Annotated in this window: 22 protein-coding genes and 2 pseudogenes; 9 read left to right on the top strand and 15 right to left on the bottom strand. The window is 69.4% G+C overall.

Going from position 1 to position 22,213, the window contains the following annotated elements; translation table 11 throughout:
- Nucleotides 1-355: 355 nt before the first annotated feature.
- Nucleotides 356-589 (top strand): hypothetical protein, encoded by a 234-nt coding sequence (locus ACGFZW_RS23650; protein WP_393895176.1) that lies wholly within the window; start codon nucleotides 356-358, stop codon nucleotides 587-589.
- Between the two features lie 159 nt (nucleotides 590-748).
- On the opposite strand, the gene ACGFZW_RS23645 is transcribed toward ACGFZW_RS23650, so the two are convergent.
- On the bottom strand, nucleotides 749-1,453 hold the full coding sequence (locus ACGFZW_RS23645) for a hypothetical protein (RefSeq protein ID WP_393895175.1): 705 nt from the start codon (nucleotides 1,451-1,453) through the stop codon (nucleotides 749-751).
- Nucleotides 1,454-2,264: 811 nt separating this feature from the next.
- Entirely contained in the window at nucleotides 2,265-3,203 is a 939-nt protein-coding gene (locus ACGFZW_RS23640; protein WP_393895174.1) for a phosphotransferase enzyme family protein, read from the bottom strand.
- A 276-nt stretch (nucleotides 3,204-3,479) separates the two neighbouring features.
- Here ACGFZW_RS23640 and ACGFZW_RS23635 point away from each other — a divergent pair, with 276 nt between their 5' ends.
- Nucleotides 3,480-3,986, top strand: a complete 507-nt coding sequence (locus ACGFZW_RS23635) for a DinB family protein (RefSeq protein WP_393895173.1) — start codon at nucleotides 3,480-3,482, stop codon at nucleotides 3,984-3,986.
- A gap of 103 nt (nucleotides 3,987-4,089) precedes the next feature.
- Here ACGFZW_RS23635 and ACGFZW_RS23630 read toward each other — a convergent pair whose 3' ends face one another.
- From ACGFZW_RS23630 to ACGFZW_RS23615, 4 genes are all read right to left on the bottom strand, one after another.
- Nucleotides 4,090-4,446 carry a LysR substrate-binding domain-containing protein gene (locus ACGFZW_RS23630; RefSeq protein WP_393895172.1) on the bottom strand — a complete coding sequence of 119 codons (357 nt, stop codon included), beginning with the start codon at nucleotides 4,444-4,446 and terminating at the stop codon, nucleotides 4,090-4,092.
- A 12-nt stretch (nucleotides 4,447-4,458) separates the two neighbouring features.
- Nucleotides 4,459-4,719, bottom strand: a complete 261-nt coding sequence (locus ACGFZW_RS23625; protein ID WP_393895171.1) for a LysR family transcriptional regulator — start codon at nucleotides 4,717-4,719, stop codon at nucleotides 4,459-4,461.
- Nucleotides 4,720-5,189: 470 nt separating this feature from the next.
- Nucleotides 5,190-5,435, bottom strand: a complete 246-nt coding sequence (locus tag ACGFZW_RS23620; RefSeq protein WP_393895170.1) for a hypothetical protein — start codon at nucleotides 5,433-5,435, stop codon at nucleotides 5,190-5,192.
- 214 nt (nucleotides 5,436-5,649) lie between these two features.
- The gene (locus tag ACGFZW_RS23615; protein WP_393895169.1) at nucleotides 5,650-6,018 is read right to left on the bottom strand and encodes a helix-turn-helix transcriptional regulator; all 369 of its coding nucleotides are present in this window, start codon (nucleotides 6,016-6,018) and stop codon (nucleotides 5,650-5,652) included.
- A 101-nt stretch (nucleotides 6,019-6,119) separates the two neighbouring features.
- Between ACGFZW_RS23615 and ACGFZW_RS23610 the strand changes: the two genes are divergently transcribed.
- Nucleotides 6,120-6,530: an STAS domain-containing protein gene (locus ACGFZW_RS23610; protein WP_393895168.1), complete on the top strand. Its 411-nt coding sequence runs from the start codon at nucleotides 6,120-6,122 to the stop codon at nucleotides 6,528-6,530.
- Between the two features lie 158 nt (nucleotides 6,531-6,688).
- On the opposite strand, the gene ACGFZW_RS23605 is transcribed toward ACGFZW_RS23610, so the two are convergent.
- Nucleotides 6,689-6,817, bottom strand: a complete 129-nt coding sequence (locus ACGFZW_RS23605; RefSeq protein ID WP_326615786.1) for an LPFR motif small protein — start codon at nucleotides 6,815-6,817, stop codon at nucleotides 6,689-6,691.
- Nucleotides 6,818-7,685: 868 nt separating this feature from the next.
- Nucleotides 7,686-8,576: an RNA polymerase sigma factor SigF gene (locus tag ACGFZW_RS23600; protein WP_393895167.1), complete on the bottom strand. Its 891-nt coding sequence runs from the start codon at nucleotides 8,574-8,576 to the stop codon at nucleotides 7,686-7,688.
- Nucleotides 8,577-9,539: 963 nt separating this feature from the next.
- Here ACGFZW_RS23600 and ACGFZW_RS23595 point away from each other — a divergent pair.
- Nucleotides 9,540-9,910: pseudogene (locus tag ACGFZW_RS23595) on the top strand (zinc-binding dehydrogenase); the annotation flags it as partial.
- A gap of 222 nt (nucleotides 9,911-10,132) precedes the next feature.
- Here ACGFZW_RS23595 and ACGFZW_RS23590 read toward each other — a convergent pair.
- The 4 genes and pseudogenes from ACGFZW_RS23590 to ACGFZW_RS23575 form a co-directional block, all read right to left on the bottom strand.
- Nucleotides 10,133-10,514: pseudogene (locus ACGFZW_RS23590) on the bottom strand (VOC family protein).
- Nucleotides 10,515-10,700: 186 nt separating this feature from the next.
- The gene (locus tag ACGFZW_RS23585; protein ID WP_393895166.1) at nucleotides 10,701-11,261 is read right to left on the bottom strand and encodes a GNAT family N-acetyltransferase; all 561 of its coding nucleotides are present in this window, start codon (nucleotides 11,259-11,261) and stop codon (nucleotides 10,701-10,703) included.
- Nucleotides 11,262-11,566: 305 nt separating this feature from the next.
- On the bottom strand, nucleotides 11,567-12,271 hold the full coding sequence (locus ACGFZW_RS23580; protein ID WP_393895165.1) for a UdgX family uracil-DNA binding protein: 705 nt from the start codon (nucleotides 12,269-12,271) through the stop codon (nucleotides 11,567-11,569).
- 21 nt (nucleotides 12,272-12,292) lie between these two features.
- A complete protein-coding gene (locus ACGFZW_RS23575) occupies nucleotides 12,293-12,754 on the bottom strand; it encodes a peptidase inhibitor family I36 protein (RefSeq protein WP_393895164.1) in 462 nt (153 codons plus the stop codon).
- Nucleotides 12,755-13,087: 333 nt separating this feature from the next.
- Here ACGFZW_RS23575 and ACGFZW_RS23570 point away from each other — a divergent pair, with 333 nt between their 5' ends.
- On the top strand, nucleotides 13,088-13,648 hold the full coding sequence (locus ACGFZW_RS23570; protein ID WP_393895163.1) for a hemerythrin domain-containing protein: 561 nt from the start codon (nucleotides 13,088-13,090) through the stop codon (nucleotides 13,646-13,648).
- Nucleotides 13,649-13,808: 160 nt separating this feature from the next.
- Here the strand turns inward: ACGFZW_RS23570 and ACGFZW_RS23565 are convergent, their stop codons facing one another.
- Both ACGFZW_RS23565 and ACGFZW_RS23560 read right to left on the bottom strand, forming a co-directional pair.
- The gene (locus ACGFZW_RS23565) at nucleotides 13,809-14,156 is read right to left on the bottom strand and encodes an STAS domain-containing protein (protein WP_393895162.1); all 348 of its coding nucleotides are present in this window, start codon (nucleotides 14,154-14,156) and stop codon (nucleotides 13,809-13,811) included.
- 220 nt (nucleotides 14,157-14,376) lie between these two features.
- Nucleotides 14,377-14,814: a DUF5709 domain-containing protein gene (locus tag ACGFZW_RS23560; RefSeq protein WP_393895161.1), complete on the bottom strand. Its 438-nt coding sequence runs from the start codon at nucleotides 14,812-14,814 to the stop codon at nucleotides 14,377-14,379.
- A gap of 713 nt (nucleotides 14,815-15,527) precedes the next feature.
- On the opposite strand from ACGFZW_RS23560, the gene ACGFZW_RS23555 reads away from it, so the two are divergent.
- The 4 genes from ACGFZW_RS23555 to ACGFZW_RS23540 all read left to right on the top strand — a co-directional run bounded on the left by ACGFZW_RS23555 (nucleotide 15,528) and on the right by ACGFZW_RS23540 (nucleotide 20,100).
- Complete coding sequence (locus ACGFZW_RS23555; RefSeq protein WP_393895160.1) at nucleotides 15,528-16,577, top strand: glycosyltransferase family 9 protein; 1,050 nt, start codon at nucleotides 15,528-15,530, stop codon at nucleotides 16,575-16,577.
- A 258-nt stretch (nucleotides 16,578-16,835) separates the two neighbouring features.
- Nucleotides 16,836-17,330, top strand: a complete 495-nt coding sequence (locus ACGFZW_RS23550) for a transglycosylase family protein (RefSeq protein WP_393895159.1) — start codon at nucleotides 16,836-16,838, stop codon at nucleotides 17,328-17,330.
- A gap of 459 nt (nucleotides 17,331-17,789) precedes the next feature.
- Nucleotides 17,790-19,028 carry a glycosyltransferase gene (locus tag ACGFZW_RS23545; protein WP_393895158.1) on the top strand — a complete coding sequence of 413 codons (1,239 nt, stop codon included), beginning with the start codon at nucleotides 17,790-17,792 and terminating at the stop codon, nucleotides 19,026-19,028.
- Between the two features lie 91 nt (nucleotides 19,029-19,119).
- Complete coding sequence (locus ACGFZW_RS23540; protein WP_393895157.1) at nucleotides 19,120-20,100, top strand: iron-containing redox enzyme family protein; 981 nt, start codon at nucleotides 19,120-19,122, stop codon at nucleotides 20,098-20,100.
- A gap of 202 nt (nucleotides 20,101-20,302) precedes the next feature.
- Here ACGFZW_RS23540 and ACGFZW_RS23535 read toward each other — a convergent pair whose 3' ends face one another.
- A complete protein-coding gene (locus ACGFZW_RS23535; RefSeq protein ID WP_393895156.1) occupies nucleotides 20,303-22,117 on the bottom strand; it encodes a thiamine pyrophosphate-requiring protein in 1,815 nt (604 codons plus the stop codon).
- Nucleotides 22,118-22,213 lie beyond the last annotated feature (96 nt).

Raw genomic sequence — 22,213 nt, 5'->3', positions numbered from 1 at the left:
CCCGGGTACCCCAGGGCCGTGTGCTGCCGTTGCCTCACGACATCGGCCGGTCCGCTGCCCGGTCTGCGGCGCGGGTGGCTGCCCAGCCGCGCTCAGTCAGTCCCAGGAGCTTGGCGCGTGCGTCGGTCCAGGTTTGCAGTCGTCGGCCCGTCAGGACAGCTCCTGGTCACCCAGATCCTCGGCGTCCTGCCCATCGTCCTGCTCCTGCACGGCATCGACCGGGGCGACACCATCACCCTGCGCCTTCGCCCTGCTCACTCTCCTCCTGGCGACCGGCATCCAACTCCTGTGGGACCGCCCCGAAGCACTGTCCCTCGCCCGCAACTGCATCGGCTTCCTCGGGACCGCCCTCATCGTGCGGACCATCCTGGGCCCCGGCATCGCCGCCATCTGCATCGCAGCGCTCCCCCTCGCCTGCGCAGCAGCCGGCCGCAGACCAGGAGGCTCAGCCCAGCCCTGGGCATGGCCCATCCACGAACCCACCTCCTACCTCGGCGCAGGCGAGGCCACCTTCCTCTTCGCAATCGGCTGCGGACTCGCCCTGTTGAGGAAAAACCCTCTCCTCAACCCCCTCGCCCGCATGAACTGACCACGAAAAAACCGCGCCTCGCTTCACTACGAGCAAGGCGCGGTTGTGTCAGGCAGCGACCGGCGCTGAGAAGCTCCTCACTCCGGTACCAGGCCGACTCTCTTCGGTCAGCACACGGGCCGTCGGCCATCACGCCGGGCGATCGATACCGCGCACAGGTCAGGCGGGGTGCGGTTGCCGTACCTCGTTACGAATGATGAGCGTGCCGTCGGTCAGCTCGTTCTTGTCCATCACGTCGGACTTGATGCCCATTCCTTGCTGCTGCACGATCCCCACCGCGCTGGTGTCGCCCCACACGCAGCGGGTCACCGTCACGTTGTTGTCGAGGCCGCGCTTGGGCACCATCATGATGGATTCGCACATCATGGTGGTTCCGTCGAACGTGTCGCCGTTCCAAGCGGTTTGCTTGGTCCCTTCGATGACCTCGATCTTGGCCCCGATGGCCTTCGCCTGCTTTTGGTCGTCCTCGTGCATGCGCGTCAGGACCGCGTCGACCGAGTCGGCGGGCTTGGCGATCTTCCCCTGGATGCCGATGACGGTGATCGCCGGTCGCTCACCCGGGTCGCCAACTGGGGGCGCGTAGGAGGCCGCCCAAGGGAACCCCTTCTGGATGCCCAACTTCTTGATCTGGTCCACCGACGTCAGACAGTCAGAGTGGGGGCAGACGTTGCTGATGTCCTTCTTCTTGTAGTAGTCACCGGCGAGGATCTTGTTCGGAAGGCTGATGGTGTACGGCACCATCCCCTCGTCCTGGTTCTGAAACCACAACACGCCCCCGGCCACGAGCGCCAGCGCGAGCACCGTAACCGCGGAGATGACGGCGATCAGCGCTCCCTTGCCCTTCCGCTGTGCGGGCGGGGCCACCGGTGGGCCGCCCCAGCCGCTGGGTCCGCCCGGCCCGCTCCCCGGCGGCGATGGCGGCGCAGCGCCCCACGCGGGCTGCGGCCCGGATTGCGGACCGGGCTGCTGCGGGCCGCCAGAGGCGGGGTGTCCGGACGGCGGCGGTGGCTGGTGGTAGCTCACTCTCATGTCTCCTTGCAAGGGGTCAAAAGTCTGATCTTCCCATGCCAAATGCATCCCGAGGAGGCGAGGCGAGTGTGTCCTGCAACTGCAGCCCCCTGGAAGACTGCTGAAGCGACAGCGCGCACTTCCCGATCATGCAACTCCTGTGCTGCAGAAGCCCTCTGAGTGAATCGGGCACCCCTACTCCGCACGGAGGCGCGAGCCTCGACTCCCCCGTATCGCGCCCTGACCGGGCGTGCGGCCGACTACATCTCATACAAGCGCTGCGTCGGAAGCGCAGCTATGGGGCGTTGCGGCGGACCGCCAGGTGTGCGACGACACGCGCGTGCCTGTCGTGGCAGCTGTAGGAGCCTGCCTACGCCCGACAGTTGTAAAGGCGAAACGGCTTGTGTGGCTCGGTCTCCCAGACCGGAGTCGACGTAGGTCTCGCAGCTGGAGGGGCCCAGCTCTCCGCAGTCGGGCTGCGCTAGGTCAGCTGGGCGATGCGAGCGAGAACCCGGAGCGAGCAAGCTACAGCCTGCGACCGCCCCGCCCCCACTGCCCGCGAGCTGACAAGGCACGAGCTACGAGAGCAACAACACCACTGCTGCCGCGCACAAGGCCCTGCTCACGCAGACCGCAGGATCGCAGTCCACCACCCCGAACGCCGAGATCAGTAGCTGTCGTCCCGGTCGGCAAACCACCGGCGTGCGGCTTCCAGTCCTGCCTCATTCACGCCAGGACCATCGATGCCCGTAAGGTCCTCGCGGGCGATCCTGCTGGCGAAGTAGGCGGCTTGGCCGGCCCAGCGGTAATCCAGCATGGGGCGCAGTGCTCGCTCGACCTCGTCTCGGGTCAGCGCGCCTCCCGCCACATAGGCATCGATCAGCGGTCGCATGGAGTCCGCTCCTCGATACATCACCAGCGCCGCCAGATCGTACGCCCGCGGCCACACACCGGCCCCGCTCCAGTCGATCATCCCGCAGACACCATTGACCGGATCGAGGCGGAAGACATCTGGGGCCGGGTCCCCGTGCACCGGCCCCCAGGTCAGCTTCCGCAGGTCGAGTTCCTCCAGTCGGGCCATGACCTTGGTGATTACCGGACTGAGCCAGGGGCGTACATCCAGGTGCTCCGACGGGAGATACAAACCGGCGGGTGTGCCCTTGCCGTTCTGCATGCCGAGCGCGCGATGGGCGCGAGCCAAAGTGGCGCCCATCACGCCCAACTCGGTGTGCGACTCGCCGGTCAGCCCGCGGCCTTCCACCCAGCGCAGCAGAGCCATCACGTGGCCGCCGAAGGGCACGACCGACAACCCGCTCTCCGTCGCCACGGGCGCTCCGGCCGGTATCCCCGCCCGCTCCAGTCGATGCGCCAGGTCGAGGCCGAAGACAAACCCGTCCTTGGCCTCCGGCGGCACCGACTTCACCACCCAACGAGCGCTCCCCGAACGGACGCCCCACGTCAAGGAGTTCATCCCGCCTTCGAGCGGTGTGACTTCAACTGCATGAAGCGCCCAGTGTTCTGCAAGTAACCGGGCAACGGGCGGAAGATCGTGGGGGCTCGGATCGGCGTCGGTGGCGCGGTCGGGCGAGGCATAGCGGTCGGCCATGGCGGCAATCCTCCACATAGGGCTCGGGCTGTCCCAGAGTAAGGCCCAAGAAATGCCAACTCATGTGGCTACACAAGCCGTTGCGCTTCCGTGCCGGTCCAGAACACTTCGACGACTCGCGCCTGCCCGGCGGATCATGCCGGGCGGCTGGCGGGCCACGGGCGCTGTATCGCTGTCCGCGACCCGCCGGACAAGGAGCTGGGTGGAGCAGGTTCGGCCCGTCGCCGTCGATAAATGCCTCGACATCGGTAGCGGTGATCGGGGACGCTTCGCGCGATGACCAGAATCGACGACACGCCGCCCGCGTGGGACGAGCGCACCCAGCTCACCACGTTTCTCGACTACACACGTGACACCGCCCGCGCCAAGTGCGATGGCGTCTCTGCGGAGAATGCTCACAAGGCGCTCCTGCCGGGCTCACCCCTGATGACCATGAGCGGAGTGATCAACCACCTGCGCTGGGTCGAGTACTACTGGTTCCAGGTGGTGTTCCTCGGCGAGGAGGACCGGGGACCCTGGACCGAGGAGGACCCCGACCGCGAGATGCGTATCGCCGTCGACTTCCCGCTCACGCAGTTGCTCGACGAATACGCCGAGCAGAGCGCCCGCTACCGCGAACTGGTCGCCGGGAAGGGCCTGGACGACCAGGCCGAGCGAGCCGTCCGCAACGGCCTCCACGTCGACCTCCGCTGGATTCTCCTTCACCTCACCGAGGAGACGGCCCGCCACAACGGCCACCTGGACATCCTGCGCGAGATGCTCGACGGCACGACCGGCGATTAGGGCCTGCCCGACGAAGCTTGTGACCGCTCCGCCTTGGAGTGGTTGGCATGTCCATGAGGCGGGGATTCCTGCGAACGATGTCTGGGTGCGACTGCGTCCGCATCTACCGAAGTTCGTTTAGCAGGGCAGGTGTTGGGCGAGCCATCGCAGAGCGCTCAAGGGGAGCTTCCCTTCCGGCAGCATTGCGTGAAGTTGCGCCGATTAGCCGGAGGGGTTCGATCACGGCAAGGTCCACGCGGCGTTCGGAGAAAAGTAAGGGCCCCACAGCGACGTCGGACCCGTCAACGGGAAGTTCGATGACCAGCAGGTCGAGGTCGTCGCCCCGCAACGCCGTGAAGGCGGCAGTGAACGTCACCTCCTGGATCTCGACGGTGCCTCGGGGATGGCGGGCGTGGAACCCCTCAGCCACCCGCACGATGAGGTCTCCGCACCATGGTGCGGAGAATCCGACCCGCAGCACACCGCTGAGGCCTCAACAGGCTGCTGACGCGTTGGCCACGGCCTGCTGGACCTGCTGATATGCGGGGAGCAGCTCGGCGTAAAGCTGCCGACCGACCGGGGTGAGGGTCACGTGGCGGCTGTTGCGCTCGAACAACGCGCCGCCGATGCGACGTTCCAGCTTCTTGATCGTTTGACTGACCCGCCCCGGCGAGACGAGCAGACGTTCTGCGGTGCGCGTGAAGTGGAGCTCTTCGGCCAGGGTCAGGAACGTCTCGATCTCATACCGCTCCACCGGGCCCCCCAGACCGTGGTTTCGGCTCGCATTCAGCACTCGCCGTTATGGCTCCAGGACCGCAGCCCTGCCGCCGATAGTAGAGGGCGCTTGGAGATACCGGGCAGAGTGGTGCTGAGCACCTGCCTCCAGCCGGCCCCCAACCGCGTCGGCGACGCGAGGCCCGTTCGCCGGTCGGGTCGTCGGCAACCAACGCGGCATCAGGGACCCTGCATGCCAGCGTCATTCCGGGCTAATACCGCCGGACACCCGCTACCGCGCCACCTGCTGACGCCGACGCCGGAGGGCGCTGGTGTGCGTGGGCGCCTTCTGGCCCGGCCTGCGGCGATCACCACAGCTGCAGCAATCGCCCGGCCGGCGCCTGTACCACGACGGTTGCGGCGTCGTCTTCCGCCAGGCGAAGCCCGATGTCCATCGGGTCGGGCTCCTCCTCGCGTGTACCTTCCCGGAGCTGCCGGGCGATCAACTTGTCAGGACATCTCGATGAAGCGGACAGACCAGGCGTAGCCGCTCGAGCCGTCGTGCGGGACCCGCCGGACTTCTCTGACCTCGCATCCGTCGTGGGCGTACTTGCGGGCGAACCGGTCGAGGCGCTGCGCGTCGGTGAGATCCTCCATGGACAACGGTGCCCCGACGACGAGGTCTTCGTGAACGGCTGTGTCCGGCGCGGAACTGTCCGAGCAGGCCGAGCAATGGTGCATTTTGGGTAGGGCCATACGGTCAGTGTCCTCCTAACCCGGCTGCCCGGGCGTTCACAGCGCAAATGGCCGCGCTACAGAGTCCCCGGAGGGCGTCATCGATCACGTGGCGGTGTCGCCAACCGCGTTGGCAGAGACATTGACCACGGATCGAACGGCACCGCCGTAGCCCACGCCGCCAGCAGGGCGGGTCAGAGGCGGGGTGCAGGGGACGCGATGATCGGCGTCCCGGTCACCTCTGCCTCGTGCCGTTGGTATCCACCAAGCGGGACGGCTGAGCTTCCGGCTTCGTGTTGCGGTCTGTCTCATCCTGCACGAGCAGGGACAGCAGGGCGGCCACGGAGAGGCCGGCCTCCGCCGGGTGACGCAGCACCTTGTCCGGCTCGACGCGGTAGGTGTTCGCGCGCCCATCGCGGGTGTGGGAGAGGTAGCCGTCCTGCTCAAGATCGGAAATGATCCGCTGGACGGCACGCTCCGTCAACCGGCAGTGCGCAGCGATGTCGCGGACCCGCACGTTCGGGTTATCGGCAATGACCGCCAGTACGCGCGCGTGGTTGGTGATGAACGTCCATCCGGTGTGAGACCCAGGCACTCCTACCATGCGCACATTTTATACGGCGCCCTTGTTCGTCACGAAACACATGACATACTTTTCGCGTAATCGCTGACGTGCTTCCGCGCGAAGAGTCACAGGAGGGGCCCATGTCCTCGGACGAGATCGTCACGCCAAGCCGCGTGGGTGGCGCCGGCGAGAGCAACGCACAGGCAGCTGAGCAGGTCGTTGCATCAGCCCTGGAACCGCCTACGGTGATGCAGTACGAATGGCATGGCGCAGGGGTGGTCGTCGCACGCGGCTCCTACGACATGGAGTCGATCACGCCCCTGGCAGATGCCCTGGACACCGCGGCCAGCAAGCACCCCAAAGTCGTCCTGGATGCCTCGAACATCACCTTTGCCGATTCAACACTTCTGAACCTGCTGCTCCTCACCCACCAAGCGACCGCCCTACGCGTGGTCGCACCGCAGCAACAGCTTCAGCGACTCCTGAAGCTCACAGGAGTCGACACCATCCTGCAGATCCGAGCGACGGTAGAAGACGCCGCTGCCTGCTAGGCCATACAGCGCCGAGTGCGGCGGCGTAGGAGCCCAGGCGGCACCGGCCCGCTCCGGGTGCGCCGCGGCCCTCCTGAGGCCGAACAAGCGCAAGCCCGGCTGGTCGGGGGTCCAGCCGGGCGGTTTGGTGGCGTCTGCGCGTGACGCGCGACGGTCTGTCAGTGGTGTCCGTGAGCCGAGCTCGAGGCGCCGCCGAACAGCCGGGCCACGGCCCGGAACGGCAGCGTGACGACGGTGGCGATGGCCCCGCCGATGGACCGAAGAACATCTGCGATTGCCCTCAACATGTGGCTCTCCGTTCTACTCCCAGCGCCTGCGCCGGGTCTGGCTTGCCGCTGCACGGCCGATCACTGGGCAGGTGCCCGGTGATTCCTCGAGGAAACAGCCTCGGTGAGGGTGAACTGAGCACCGTCCTCCGGGTCGCGGATGATGCACACGCCTCCGGGGCGGCCTCATCAGCTCCGCCCCGCAAGGTGGCTACCATGCGCGGTCCGTCGCGGACGACGACTCGGTCGTCTTCGTAGGTGACGTCGCGGCCCCGGCTCCTGGCGGCCCAGCCCAGGATCTCGCCGGAGAAGACGGCTGCGTCGAACGCGTCACGGGTGAGCAGCTCAGGGAAGGCCGAGGCGCTGTCCTTCCCGAACTTCAACGGCCCAACGGCCAGGGTGGCGCCGCACTGACGTGCCTTGGAGGCGGTCTCGTCAGCGTCGTCGACGGCCCAGCACGGCGTCCTTGCAACTGCGGCCCGCAGACTTCGTGCCAACGCGCTGATCCCGGCAAGCAACTGGATGCCCGCCTGACAGGGCCACGGAGAACTCTTCACCCGGGCTGCCGGGACCAACTCCAGCCCAGACCACAGCGCAGAAGTCCTGTGTTGCCGTCAGACCGTGATCAGTCGCGCCATCAGGTTCACCCAGCATGGAGCTCCGTGGGCGGGAACTGACGGGCGGCGTCAGCGGCGGGCATGGCTCTCCTCACGGCGCTCTCAGCACATGCCGCAGCTCTAGGGGATGCCCAGGCTGTGGCGCACCACCCGCTCCACGCCGGCATGTGTCGAACCGCGACGCGGCGAGTCGGTTTCGGGCGCCGGTGCTGCGGCCCGCCCGAGGCCATGTGGTTCCGCCTTCCCCAGTGAGTGCAGTCCGCTTGTGCTGCTCATGCTTCGGTGAGGAGTCCTTCGCGCAGGGTGGCCAGAGCGCGGGCGAGAAGGCGGGAGACGTGCATCTGGGAGATGCCCATCTCCTTGCCGATCTCGGTCTGTGTCATCTCCGCGCCGAAGCGGAGTTGGATAAGGGTGCGCTGCCGCTCATCGAGCTGGGCCAGGAGCGGCTTGAGGGCGTGAAGGTCTTCGGCGAGGGCGAAGGCCGGGTCCTCGTTGCCGATCAGGTCGGCGACGAGCCCGCTCTGCTGCTTGCCCCCGCCGCCTGCTTCGATCGGCCGGTCGATGGAGTCGGCGTCATAGCCGTTGCAGGCCACCAGCCCCTGGATGACCTCCTCCTCCCCCAGCCCCAGGTGGGTCGCGAAGTCGGCGACCGACGGCTCGGGAATCCCCCGCCCCTCCAGCTCCTCGCGGGCGCGGGCAAGATCCACGCGCAGCTCCTGGAGCCGGCGCGGGACGTGTACCGACCAGGTCGTGTCCCGGAAGAACCGCTTGATCTCCCCGGTGATGTAAGGGACCGCAAAGGTGGTGAACTCGTTCTCCAGCGATACGTCGAAGCGGTCGATGGCCTTGATCAGACCGATCGTGCCGACCTGCACGATGTCTTCCATGTCCTGCCCGCGGCTGCGGAAGCGGCGCGCAACGTAGCGCACCAGCGACAGGTTCATCTCGATGAGCGTGTTGCGCGCGTACTGGTACTCCGCCGTGCCTTCTTCCAGGACCGACAGCCGCTCGAAGAACAGCTTCGACAGGCGGCGCGCGTCCAGGGGGGCCACGCGTTGCGCATCCTCCACCAGGGGAACAGGAGGCTGCGCAGCCTCAGAGGGGGCGTCCACCTCCGAGTGGCTTACCGAGATGTTGTCCTGCACTGCTGCCGAGGTCGGCATGGCTGCTCCTCTCCCAGGATGTTCATGGCGCCGCATGCTCCATAGCAATGGGCAATACCTCAAGCCAGGGGCGACAGCTGACGCGGGAACTGAGTTCGCAGGTTTCCGCGATGGCGCCCCCGGGGCCTCTCTGACTACGTGTCACCTCCCGGTCGTACCGGGGGCCCTGGTGCCGTATGGCACCAGGGCCCGAAGGAACTGCTACACCATCTGCCGGCTCTGGTGCTCTACCGGCCTTCTGTGACCGCACGCCCACCCGGGAGAGGGCGGGCAATGCGGGGATCGCGGTTGCCTGACCGGAGACCACCTCACTATCGATGTCCTGCGGTACCCGGACTCAACGAAACCGTCCGGGCGATCCTGATGGCGCGACGCTCCTCCGTTCTTCCCTCGGCGATCAACTGCGTACTGCTGGTACTGCTGGTACTGCTCCACTGCGTACTGCTGGTGATGCGAACTGCTCAGTGGCCTGCGACAGCGCCACTCTTCGACAGCCGGCCCCGTCGCCCGTCCTGCGCGTGCTCTGGCTTGGAACCCCACTGCCGAACTTCCCGGCACGCGCGCCCGCAGCCGACGCCTTTACCGAGGAACCGCTGAAACTGCACTGCTGGTACTGCGCACTGCACCTACGGGTACTGCACCTGCGTTAAGTGCCGTCCCGCTCACGGCGGCCCCTGATCCTGCGGCCGCCCGGTCCGGTCGTCAGTCCCGTCGCCGTCCTGCAACAACCCTGGCTTCGAAACTCCACCACCGCACCGTCCTGCGAACTGCAACTGCGTGTACTGCTGCCCGGCAGTTCGTGTCTGCCGGGCCCTGCTGTCTCTCTGGGCTACGAGAGAAACCATAACCACGCCACCACTCAATGTCTACTCCCGCCAACATAGATTTCCTCGTGTTGGACGGCGAGGTAATCGACCCTCGAACAGCAGGGAGGCAGGTCGGGGCCTCTCAGCAAGATCGACCGGCGACGACGGCGTGGCCAAGATCAACGAACTGATCGGCGGCCTGGGCGCCCACTCCGTCGTGGAGGCTGTCGGCACCCAGGAATCGATGCAGCAGGCCCTTCGCTCCACGCGGCCGGGCGGGCACATGGGCTTCGACGGTGTCAACCACGACGTCGCCCTCAGCGGCGAGGAGCTCTTCTTCTCCCAGGTCCACGTGGTCGGTGGCCCGGCTCCGGTACGCAACTACCTGCCGGACCTGATCGACCTGATCTGCCAGCGGAAGATCAGCCCCGGCAAGGTCTTCGACCACACCCTCCCCCCGATCAGGCCGCCGAGGCATACAGGGCCATGGACGAACGCCGCGCCGTCAAGGCCCTGCTCACCTTCTGACCATCTCGGCGCCCGGGGCCGTACTCGGGGCTCCGGCAAGGGGCTGCGTCGTCGGGCTGGAGACGAGCGGGCCGGTCATCCGAACGGTGCCGGAGACCCTGGCGGCGTGACCATCGTTCGCCTCCCGAGTGCACGGCCACTTCACTCAGGCCGGAGGGGCGATGGCTCGGTCCAGCCTTCGGCGTGCTCCTGCCCCGGCCCGGTCGGGCGACCTCGTCCCCGTCAACTACTCGGCGCGTGGCTCAGATCGACGATGCAGAAGATGCTGTCGTCAGGATCCGCCAGGACAACGAAGTCCGGATCCTCCGGGTAGAGGCTCCTGTCCGGCCGCGTCGCACCGAGCCCGAGGAGTCGTCCGCCCTCCGCTTTCTGTTCGGCAGCCGTGTCCACGAACAGGTCGAGGTGAATACGCGGGCGGGGCTCGGCCGGGGAACCGACTGCGCATGAGGCCGAGGGCAGGGCCCGAACCGTCACTTCGGGAAAACGTCTGCCAGTTCTCGCTCTTCCACTCGTCAGAGAGAGTCAGGGCCGGCGCTGCCGGCCAGAATTCGGCAGCGCGGGCCACGTCGGGAACACCGATCACCGGGATTCCGAGTGTGAGCATGTTCCGAAGAGGGATGCCGCAGTCCTCCGTGGCGACGCCAGCCGCCCGGCAAGGACCTCCTCGTCGTAAGAGGCGGCCTCGGCCGTGGCGTATCGCTTCGTCGTTGCACGAACAGGGCCCACGGCGCACGCGGGAAACGTCGCCGTCCTGGCCGTCGGCCGTCCATGTCTGCTCCCCGGCCCGCCCTTAACGGCCGGGGGCGGCGTAGCTCTTCGAGTCCGGCTTCCAGTCCTGGACGAGGAGCCCGAGCAGAACGTCGTCCAGGAATTCGCCCATCACCCAGGCCGAGGAGCGCAGCACGCCCTCGCGGACAAAGCCGTTGCGCTCGGCGGAGCGCAGCATCGCGGCGTTGTCCGACAGGGTCTCGATCTGCAGCCGGTGCAGGCCGCGCACGACGAAACCGTAGTGGCACAGCGCCGCGACCACGTCGGTGCCGTAGCCCTTGCCGCGCGAGGCCGGCAGCAGCCCCAACCCGATGTGCGCGGACCGGTTGTGATGGTCGATGCCCCACAGCGTGGCGGTGCCGACCAGCGTGCCGCCGTCCAACTCCACCACGGAGAAAGGGACATGCCGTTGCTCCGTGTCGTCCACCACGAGCTGCGATTCCTTCGAGCCGGGCGTGATCGGCCGCCACGGCCGGACTTCGGTCCGAGAGTAATTGACCACATCGTCGTAGAGCTCGGCCTGAAGGATCGGGATGTCGTCCTCGTGCCGGGCCCTGAGCCCGACCTTGCTGCCCCTTAGCATGCAAGCTTTCCTACCCGGCCGGGCCGGCCGGCGGCAAACCAATATGCGGCTGTCGCAGTTGGGGTAGCGGCGGTAGCGGAGGAGGGCGCCGGCGATGCCGACCAGCGCCGCCGCCTGGACAGGCGCTACGAGTGCCTGCGCCGCCGCCAGTTGAACGCGCAGGGGCGGGCCTTGGGGTACGGACCTCTTGCTTGCCTGCTTCGCCTCGCCCGAGCGGGCGCTCCCCGGTAGATCTGGTGCAGCGGCGATCTCCTTGGTGCGCCGCCGGGACCACCAGCTACACCAGCGCACGACCGGCTCACACATCAGACCAACGTGCCTGCGGCGACGCGGAGGTCGGAGACCAGCCCGGCGTAGGCCGCCTCGCGTTCTTTGGAACGTAGGACAGCCGACGGATGGAGTGTGGCCACGACGAGGCCGGTCGCTGCCTCGTTCGTCTCCTGTCCGCCCTTCGTCCCTCGTGAGCCGTCCGCGAGTCCCTCCGGCAGCGGGATCGGCGTGCCCCGGTCCTTCGACACTCGGAACGACGGCCCGAGCAGGGCCTTTGCCGCGGTCGCACCGAGCGCCACGACGACGTCCGGCGCCACCAGATGCAGCTCGGCGGTCAGCCAGGGACGGCAGGCGGTCATCTCCCGCAGGCTCGGCGGTTTGTGGATCCGGCGTTTGCCGCGCTCCGCCGTGGTGAACTTGAAGTGCTTGACCGCGTTGGTGAAATACGCCTGTTCCTCGTCCAGTCCGGCCTCCCCCAGTGCCTTTCGCAGTAGGCGTCCTGCCGGTCCGACGAATGGCTCCCCCTGACGGTCTTCCTGGTCACCCGGCTGTTCCCCGACGAGCGCGATGCGCGCGGAGGCACTGCCCGCGCCGAAGACCGTCTGGGTGGCCTCCGCGAACAGCGGGCACCCCCGGCAGTCCGCGGCAGCCCGCCGGTGAGCGGGGAGACGGCCGCGCTTGGGCAGGAAGGGGGTGGCGTCATAGTGCTGCCCGTCGGCCTCCGTACCGCTTGCGGCCATCGATGCCTCCTCGTGAACGGTTCAGGCAGAGCCGCTCTCCGTCTCGTTCCCGTCTTTCGCGGGTGCCTCGCCGTTGCGCTCCGCTGCCTGCTTGCTCCCCTGCTCCTGATGGTGCGCGCCCGGCTGCCGGCGAGTGAGTTCCGCCTTGAACGCATCCGTGGAAGAAGCGCGGTGGCTCCAGCTCCGGCCCGCTTCGGCGCCGAAGCCACCGAGGTCCCTCGGGGAGATGGTGGGCCCGAAGGTCAGGTGTTCCCCGGCACGGCCGGCTCCCTCGTACAGCTCAACCGTGTAGGGGCTCAGATTCACCAGGGAGTCGGCCGTGGCGTCGAAGTCGTATGTCCTGAGGTCCGGCACCGGCTCGTCGGCGATCAGCACGCGCCGGCATTCGGGATCGGCCTCGTTGTAACCGGCCCCTTCGTACAGCGCGTAGAAGCCGGCGGGGCATGCGGTGATGCCCGTCCCTTCGATGACCTTTACCGTCATGGTGCCTCTCCTGGCCCGCGACCGGTTCCCGCGAGGTGCGTACGCGGCCCCCGGCGTCCCCTCAGCGAGCCTCCCTACACCAGCCCGCCTACGCACAAGCATGCTCGAAATGTCCGATTAGAGAAAATTGGGCCGGGTACCGGTGCAGTGACGGCGGAGCCGGCGCGCGGTGGCATCCGTCCCTCGCAGGCATGGCCGTGCGCTCTTCACGCGGCAGGTGCCCGGGGCCGGGTTCGGCGCCCCTCCCCGGGGCCCCGGGCAGCCTCCGGGAGGCGCAAAGCTCCGGTGCGCGAAACCGTGAGGCGGGGGCACGCTCAAGCAAAGGGAAGGTCCATGGAATACAGCCGTGACGTCATCGCCGAGCTCGCCGGTGACCACCGCGAGGCGCTGGCACTGCTGGAACGCATCCAGGCGCTGCCGCCCGGCGACAAGGCGCGCAAGCATCTGCTCGACGAGGTGACCATCGACCTGGTGCGCCACGCGGTCGCCGAGGAGGAGTACCTCTACCCCGCCGTGCGCGAGGGAATCGCGCACGGTGACGTCCTCGCCGACAAGGAACTCGCCGACCACATCCGCATGGAGAGCCTGCTGAAGGACCTCGCAGGGCGGACCGTGGAGGATGCCGCCTTCGACCTGCTCGTGGACGATCTCATCGACGAGGTACGCGCGCACATCCGGGACGAGGAACAGCGCGTATTCGTCCTCCTGCGCCAGGCCTACTCACCGGAGGCGCTCAGGGAGCTGGGCGAGAAGGTCCGCAAGGCGAAGAAGACGGCGCCCACCCGGCCGCATCCCGGTGCGCCGGTCATGCCACCGGCCAACAAGCTGCTGGCCGCGGGGCTGGGCCTGGTCGACCGTGCACGCGACGCGTTGACCGGACGAGGACGGTCCTGACCGCGACCGACCACCGCGTGGGGCCCAGCCGCCGAACCGGTGCCCCGCGGCCCGGATCGGCCGGCTGCCGGCTAACCGTGCAGACGGCGGGCGCTTGCCGGGAGGGCGTGGCCTGCGTGGATGAGCCAGGCGTGCAGGCGCCGGTAGAGCGCGCGGAAGATCATGCCGCCTCCGGCTCGGAGACTGCGGGGAAGGGCTCTTCGCTGGTCCTGCGGGCGAGGTCCAGCGGGAGGCGGGCCACGGCGCTGCTGGGTGCGATGACTTCGAAGCCCGATCCCAGGGCTCGCGCACGCCGGTAGGCGCGCACCAGCGCGGGGGCCCCACAGCAGGGGCACAGCGCGGCGCAGGCGCTCAGGTCGACCAGCAGCCCGGGGGCGCCCCGGTTCAGCAGGATCAGCAATTGTTCCCGCACCTGGGCCGCCTCACCGCAGTCCAGGACGAGAGGGCGCACAACGACCGTGCCCGTAGGTGTGAGCGTGTGGGGCACGTTCCGTCGGCTTCTGTGCATATCGCTCTCCTCCCGGCCCGCTGACCGCGGACCGCCCCCTGGATTGCCAAGCTGTGCGAGCCGCCTCCCTCGCGCGAGCCACTCGGCCGAACCTCACGCCATCCGGGCGGGTGAAACTTCCGCTTCGCGGAGGCCGCCTTCGACTATTTTCCCTTTCCTTTGCCCGGCAAAACGACCGGTTTCGCCCACCTCCGTCGGCCCGCCGTCCCCGGTGCGACGCTCACTCTCCGTGGCGTTCCTCGTCCTCGACCACATGCACGGCCGCTTCCTCCGCCGAGGCAGCGCCGCCGTCGATGCCGACGTCCCGTGCGACCACGTCATCGTTGCGGCGGGGGAAGCCCTCGTCCGCGCCGACCATCCGGCCGGCCCGCTCTTCGCCGACCTCACCGCCCACCGACTCCTCGGCCGGGTCCCCCGGCCCGACGTCGGGCTGTTCCTCCGCCAGGCGCTCGTCCAGGCTCTGGCCCGCACGCTGCTCCCCGGCAGTGACGCCCTCGTTCACGCCGTAGGGCTTCTCCGGTGGGGAGTAGCCCTCGTCGAGGGTCTCGTCCAGATCCCGCTCGTCGAGGGCGTTCTCCAGGTCGGGTCCCTGGGACGCGTCCTGCTCGTCCTGTGCGTCCGGCTGGTAGACCTCATCGCCCATGGCTTCGTCGGACATGGTTCGCCTCTTCCCTTGGCTCGGTCGGATCGGTGCGGGACTGCGCCGCGTCCGTCTACGCCTGGCGCGGCGCACGCTCCCTCCGCGAGCAGCTGCTCGTGCCGTCCCGGCCTGGCGATCACCGCCGGGTTTCCTTCCCCGGCTTCCCGGCGGGAGGAGCGAGAAACAGCGGAGAATCCCACCGTGGGTGCCCGGGCTGCCGACCGCCTCCCGGGCCGTAGCGGCCTTGCTCCAGGCGAGTTGCTGCCGCAGGACCTGCGGCGCTGGGGGACGGCGGGCCGGTCTCGGACCGTGGCGTGGCGTGGCGACCGACAGGTCCGACGGAGTCCCGGACGAGGAATTCGTCCGCGCCTTCGCGCGGGTCGCCTTGCGCGCTTGCCGCGGGAGAACCGCCGGGTCCTGGCCTCAGCGGCCGCCCCGTGACAGGGGCCGGACCTCGGGGCGGTCGGCCGCAGAGCCCGCCGTACCTGGAACCGGCCCCCTCCGGCCGTTCGACGGGCAGGCAGAACGACGATCGCGCACCGAACTTGGCGGGTCAGAAGTCGCGGGAGACCGTCACCGCGCTCACATTGGAGGAGGCCGCTCACGGCGAATACGTGGCCGGCGGACCGTACCGGCAGCGGCCGGGCGCGGTGGCGGCCACAGGTCGCCGGCGCGGCGTCGGACCGTGGTGGTCGGCGCGCGGTAGAGAGTCACCCTGAGGAGGCACCCGCATGACCTCGGCCCGATCCCACTCGCCCACCTCGCCCGGTGACACCCGTCCGCAGATCCTGGTGCTCCGCGCGCTCGGTCTGGGGGATCTGCTGACGGCGGTCCCGGCGCTGCGGGCCCTGCGCGCGGCCCACCCGGACCATGAACTCGTATTGGCGGCACCCGAACGGCTCACCGACGCCGCGGCGGCCACCGGAGCCGTCGACCGGCTGCTGCCGACGTCCGCGCCCGGTCGGGAAATGCCCCGGGTCCTGGGCCGGCTCGGCCCCCCTCCGGACATCGCGGTGAATCTGCACGGCAACGGCCCGGCGAGCCACAGCCTTCTGCAGGCGCTGCGACCCGGCCGTCTCCTCGGCTACGCCCACCCCGCGATGCCGGCTCTCTCCGGCCCCGTCTGGCGCGAGGACGAGCACGAGCGCGACCGCTGGTGCCGTCTCGTCGCCTGGTACGGCGTGCCAGCCGACCCGGCCGATCTGCGCATCGCCGCACCCGCATTTCCCTCGCCCGCCCCCGGGGCGGTCGTCATCCACCCCGGCGCCGACGCGGCGGCGCGGCGGTGGCCGCCGGAGCGGTTCGCGGCGGTGGCCCGCGCCCTGCACTGCGCGGGCAGGCACGTCGTCATCACGGCCGGTTCGGACGAGGGGGCGCTCGCCCACCGGGTGGCCCGGCAGGCGGACCTGCCTCCGTCGGTCGTGGTCGGCGGCGGTGCCGAGGTGCCGTTCGGGGAACTGGCGGCGCTGGTCGCGGGCGCCCGCGCGATGATCGTCGGTGACACCGGGCTCGCGCACCTCGCCAGCGCCTTGGGCACCCCCTCCGTGGTGCTCTTCGGCCCGGTCGCCCCCCGGATCTGGGGCCCGCCAGACCTGCCCCGGCATCGCGTCCTGTGGCACCCGGACCACATCGACCGCCCGCGCCCCGGGGACGCCCACGGCGACCGCCCGGACGACCGCTTGCTGCGCATCACCGCGGCCGAGGTGCTCACCGCGGTGGCCGGGCTGCCCGAGCCCGACCCCACGTCCGCCGGGGAAGCAGCGGTCGTGCGAGTGGGGTGAATGCCGTGCTCCCGTGACCGCGACCGTTCGGGTGGAGTGCCGCCCGGCCACGCGCGCGGCTACGGCGCCGCGCCGGGAGCGGATGCCTAGCGTGCAGCGATGACAACTCATCAGGTAATCCGACACTCCCTGCTCGCCCTCGTCGCTCTCGCCGCCGCCTCGCCGGTGACGGCACAGGCCGCGACACCCGGCGACGCACGGAACGCCGCGTCCGGAAGCGCCTCTGGAGGCGTCACGGCACGTGGAGCCCAGGCGTCCGTGCGGTACGAGCCGTACGGGTGCGCGGAGGGACGGAGCCGCTGGGCTTGCATCGCCGAATGCGAGAGCAGCGGCAGGTGGGACGCCAACACTTCCAACGGGTTCTACGGCGGGCTGCAGTTCCAGCAATCGACCTGGAGGGCGTTCGGCGGGCTCGCCTTCGCGCCGCGCGCCGACCTCGCCACCCGCAAGGAACAGATCAAGGTCGCCGAGGCCGTGCGCGCGAAACAGGGCTGGAATGCCTGGCCGAACTGCGCGAAGAGTACGAGGACCGCGACCTCGGATACGCAGGGGGCCCAGCGAGAATCCGGCCCCCCGATGCGAACGCACAAGATCAAGCAGACGCACACCGTGCAGGCCGGGGAATCGCTGTCGGCCATCGCGCTGCACTACGGGGTGCGGGGTGGCTGGCCCGAGCTGCACAAGGCCAATGAAGGCGTGATCGGCTCCGACCCGGACGTGCTCACGGTCGGGGCCGAACTGCGCATTCCCTGAAACCTCTGCACGGCGCGTGTCCGCCGATCTCCGGGGACGGACACGCGCCGTGGAGAGCAAACTGCCACCGCACTCCTGGCGATCGGCGCAACAACGCGCCCACGGCCCTCCCCCGGCCTTTCCCGCCCTCGCTTTCCGCCGTCGACGGCCAGTCGGTCCGCCGGCGGCATCGCCGTGCGCGCTCACCCGACCGGCCGACGCCGTCTCGCCGACGGTGACGTTCCGTAGGAATCTGACCAAGGGGGCGGAGCACGGAACGAAGGCTGGGGAATCCATGGACAGCGCTCGGGCGCGAATTCGGCAGCACACCGTGCTGCCGAACGGCGCCGGCCTCTCCGGACACCGCCTGCCGGCTGCGGGAAACCCGCCGCAAAGGTTCCTCTCACACGACGGTGCTCTGCGGCCCGTCGGGCGACGCCTTCTCCACGGCTGGGAACGCCTGACGACGGAGGTATCCACATGACCGCCCTTGACGCGGTTCCGCGCTTGTCCGTCGCGCTCGTCTCCGAACACGCCAGCCCCCTCGCGGTGTTGGGCGGAGTCGACGCCGGAGGCCAGAACGTCCATGTCACGCGGCTGGCCGGCGCGTTGGCCGACCGCGGGCACCGGGTGACCGTCTACACGCGACGGGACTCGCCCGAGGCGCCGGACCAGGTGACGCTGCGCGCGGGAGTCACCGTCCGGCACGTCCCGGTCGGGCCGCCCTGCCACGTGCCCAAGGACGCCCTCCCGCCCTACATGCCGGCGTTCGGCGCCTTCCTGACCGAGGAGTGGCGCACCCGGCCACCTGACATCGTGCACTCGCACTACTGGATGTCCGGTCTCGCCGCGCTTCAGGCGACGCGCGAGCTGGGCCTGCCGCTGGCACACACGTACCACGCGCTGGGGACGGTCAAGCGCCGCTACCGGCAGGACGTCGACACCAGCCCGCGCACCCGCATCATCTGCGAGGTCGAGGTCGGTGAGGGATGCGACCAGGTGATCGCCACGTGCCGGGACGAGGTCACCGAACTGGAGCGGATGGGCCTGCCACCGAGGAAGATCAGTGTGGTGCCCTGCGGCGTGGACACCGACGTCTTCACGCCCGAAGGCCCGGTCGCGGACCGCAGTTCCTACCGTCCGCTGCTGCTCCAGCTGGGCCGGCTCGTGCCCCGCAAGGGCGCCGCCGTCGCGGTCGCCGCACTCGCCCGGCTGCCCGAGGCCGAACTCGTCATCGCCGGCGGGCCGCCCGTCGAGGAGATCGACAAGGACCCCGAGGTCCAGCGGCTGCGCATCCTGAGCCGGGCGGCCGGGGTCACCGAACGGGTCCACTTCACGGGCGGCGTGCCGTACGAGGACGTGCCGGCGCTGCTCCGCGCGGCCGATGTGGTGCTGTGCCCGGCGGACTACGAGCCGTTCGGGATGGTGCCGTTGGAGGCCATGGCGTGCGGTACTCCGGTGGTGGCCACCGCGGTCGGCGGTCAGTTGGACACGGTCGTCGACACCGTCTCGGGGCTGCTGGTGCCGCCCGGCGACCCGAGCGCGCTGGCGCACGCGGTCGGCGAACTGCTCGCCGACCCGGAGCATCGTGCCGCCTGTGGCGTCGCGGGGCGACGGCGCGTCCTCGCGCGCTACGGCTGGGACACCGTCGCGGCGGCGACCGAAACGGTCTATCGCGGTCTGCTCTCTCCCCTGCCCGAAGTCACGGAAGTCGCCTGACACACGCACCGACGACGGAGCGGCGCGGCGTTTTCACACTTCGGCCCGGGGTACTCGCCGCAGGCTGTACATCCGTCTCACTCCAGGAGGCATGGTGGATCTTCCGTCGGCACGTGGAGATCTGTCAGCGGCAGTGACCTCGGCCCTGCGCACACCTCCCGGCGACGCCGAACTGCCCGACGACGGCGCCCTGCGCGGCCGTGACCCCTACGGCGACGACCTGCAGCTCGCGCTGACCCTCTGCTACGAACTCCACTACCGGGGTTTCGACGATGTGGACGACGGCTGGGAGTGGGACCCCGGGCTGCTGCGTTTCCGGGCCGCGATGGAAGGAGCCTTCCTCGGCGCCCTGCGCGAGGACGTGACCGAGCTCGGCGGCGTCGACGACCTCCTGACACAGCTCCAGCTCGAACCCGTCGACGGAACGGGCGTGTCCCACTTCCTGAAGGACGAGGGGAAACTCTGGCATCTGCGGGAGTACGCCGCACAGCGTTCCCTCTACCACCTCAAGGAGGCCGACCCGCAGCTGTGGGTGATCCCGCGGCTGACCGGCGCGGCCAAGGCGGGGATGGCTGCGGTGGAGTACGACGAGTTCGGGGCGGGGCGCGCCGACAGGGTGCACGCCCGGCTCTTCGCGGATCTGATGGAAGACCTCGAACTGGACAGTTCCTACGGTCGCTATCTCGACGCGGGAGCGCCGCAGATGCTCGCCGTCATCAATCTCATGTCGCTGTTCGGCCTGCACCGCGCCCACCGCGGGGCGCTTGTCGGCCACTTCGCCTGGGTGGAGATCACCTCCTCGCCCGGCTCACGCAGGCTCGCGCAGGCGATGGAGCGGCTGAGGGCAGGCCCGGCGGCCGTGCACTTCTACGCCGAGCACGTGGAGGCGGACGCCGTCCACGAGCAACTGGTGCGGCGGGAGGTCGTCGCGGGACTGCTGCGCGACGAACCGGCGCTCGCCGCCGATGTGGCCTTCGGGATCGCGGCCACCGGCTGGGTTGAGGACCGCATGGAGGAGCACCTCGTCAACTCCTGGCGAGCGGGCAGGTCTTCGCTGCGTACACCCTTGTAGCCGGCGTCGCTCCGACGAGGACCCCGCCCTCAGCCCGGTACCACCGTGACCCCACCACCCACACCGGCGCCGACAGCTGACGGAAGGCAACCTCACGGTGCGTGCCCACCAGTTTCGTCGTGGACGGTGCCCCCTGCGCGGCGCCGCTCCGCCCGGTCGCCGTGGAGCGCCCGGCCGGGTCGGCCGGGCGCTCCACCGGGCCTCAGTCCTTGCCCGGCCCCGCGCCCTTGTGGCGGTGTCCGGGAAGGAACTCCTGGACCTTCGCCTTGAACCCTTGCCGGATCACGGCGGCCCGGTCGCTGTCGCCCTTGAGGATGGATGCGGCGGCGGCCTCGATCTGGTCGAAGTCGGCGTGCGGCGGGATGGGCGGTACGGCCGGGTCGGTACGGAAGTCGATGACGAACGGCCGGTCCGCAGTCAGGGCCTGCCGCCATGCCGCCTCCACCTCGCCGGGCTTCTCCACACGGATGCCGTCGAGGCCGATGGAGCGGGCGAAGTCGGCGTACGGCACGTCCGGGAGCGCCTGCGACGGCAGGAACTGCGGGGCGCCTGACATCGCCCGCATCTCCCATGTGACCTGATTGAGGTCCTGGTTGTTGAGTACCGCGACGATCAGCCGCGGGTCCTGCCACTCGCGCCAGTACTTGGCGGCGGTGATGAGCTCGGCCAGACCGTTCATCTGCATCGCGCCGTCACCGACGATCGCCAGGCCGGGCCGGTCGGGGTGCGCGAACTTCGCACCGATGACGTACGGCACGCCCGGCCCCATGGTGGCGAGCGTCCCGGAAAGCGAGCCGCGCATCGAGCCGCGCAGGCGAAGGTGGCGCGCGTACCAGTTGGCCGCGGACCCGGAGTCGGCGGCGAGGATCACGTCGTCCGGCAGGAGAGCGTCGAGGGCGTGCACGACGTACTCCGGGTTGATGGGCTCGGCCTCCACGGCGGCACGCCGTTCCATGACCTCCCACCAACGGGCGGTGTCCTTCTCGATCTTCTTGCGCCACGCGCCGTGCTTCTTGCGCTCGAGCTGCGGCAGCAGCCGGCTGAGCGTCTCACGCGCATCGCCCACGAGGTTGACCTCGAAGGGATAGCGCAGGCCCACCATGAACGGGTCGATATCGATCTGCACGGCGCGGGCCTGATCCAGTTCCGGCATGAACTGCGTGTACGGGAAGCTGGATCCCACCACGAGCAGGGTGTCGCAGTCCTGCATCAGCTCGTAGGACGGCCGGGTGCCGAGCAGGCCGATCGCCCCGGTCACATAGGGCAGGTCGTCGGGGAGCGCGTCCTTGCCCAGCAGGGCCTTGGCCACCCCGGCGCCGAGCACGTCCGCGAGCTGCTCGACCTCCGCGCGGGCCCCGCGGGCGCCCTGCCCGATCAGGACGGCGACCTTCTCGCCCGCGTTGAGCACCTCTGCGGCGCGCGCGATCTCGGCGTCGGCCGGGACCGGCGCGTAGGAGCCGACCCCGAGGCTGGAGGGCACCATCTTGAACGCGTGGGTGGGCGGCGAGTAGTCGAGTTCCTGCACATCGGCGGGGATGATGACGGCGGTCACGGTCCGCTTGGCGTAGGCCGTGCGGATGGCCCGGTCCAGGACGTTCGGGAACTGCTCCGGCACCGTCGCCATCTCGCAGAAGTCGGAGGCGACGTCCTTGTAGAGGCTGAGCAGGTCTACCTCCTGCTGGTACGAGCCGCCCATCGCACTGCGGTTGGTCTGGCCGACGATCGCCACCACCGGCACATGGTCGAGCTTGGCGTCGTAGAGACCGTTGAGCAGATGGATCGCGCCGGGCCCCGAAGTCGCCGCGCACACACCGACCTTGCCGGAGAACTTGGCATAGCCCACGGCCTCGAAAGCGGCCATCTCCTCGTGCCGGGCCTGGACGAACACCGGCTTGTTGTCGGCGCGTTCCCACGCGGCGAGCAGGCCGTTGATGCCGTCACCCGCATAGCCGAAGACATGCTCCACCTCCCATTCACGCAGTCGCTGGAGAAGGTGGTCGGAAACCTTGGTCGACACGGTATGTCCTCTCGTTTCACCGGCTGCGGGCGATGAACCCACCAGCCGGGGCGGCTCTCTGGGCCACTTGGCACGGCGGACGGCCCGGCCCCCGGC

Origin of the sequence: Streptomyces sp. NPDC048248 (assembly GCF_043201875.1) — a bacterium.
Lineage (GTDB): Bacteria > Actinomycetota > Actinomycetes > Streptomycetales > Streptomycetaceae > Streptomyces.
This window is presented reverse-complemented; position numbering and strand designations above follow the sequence as displayed.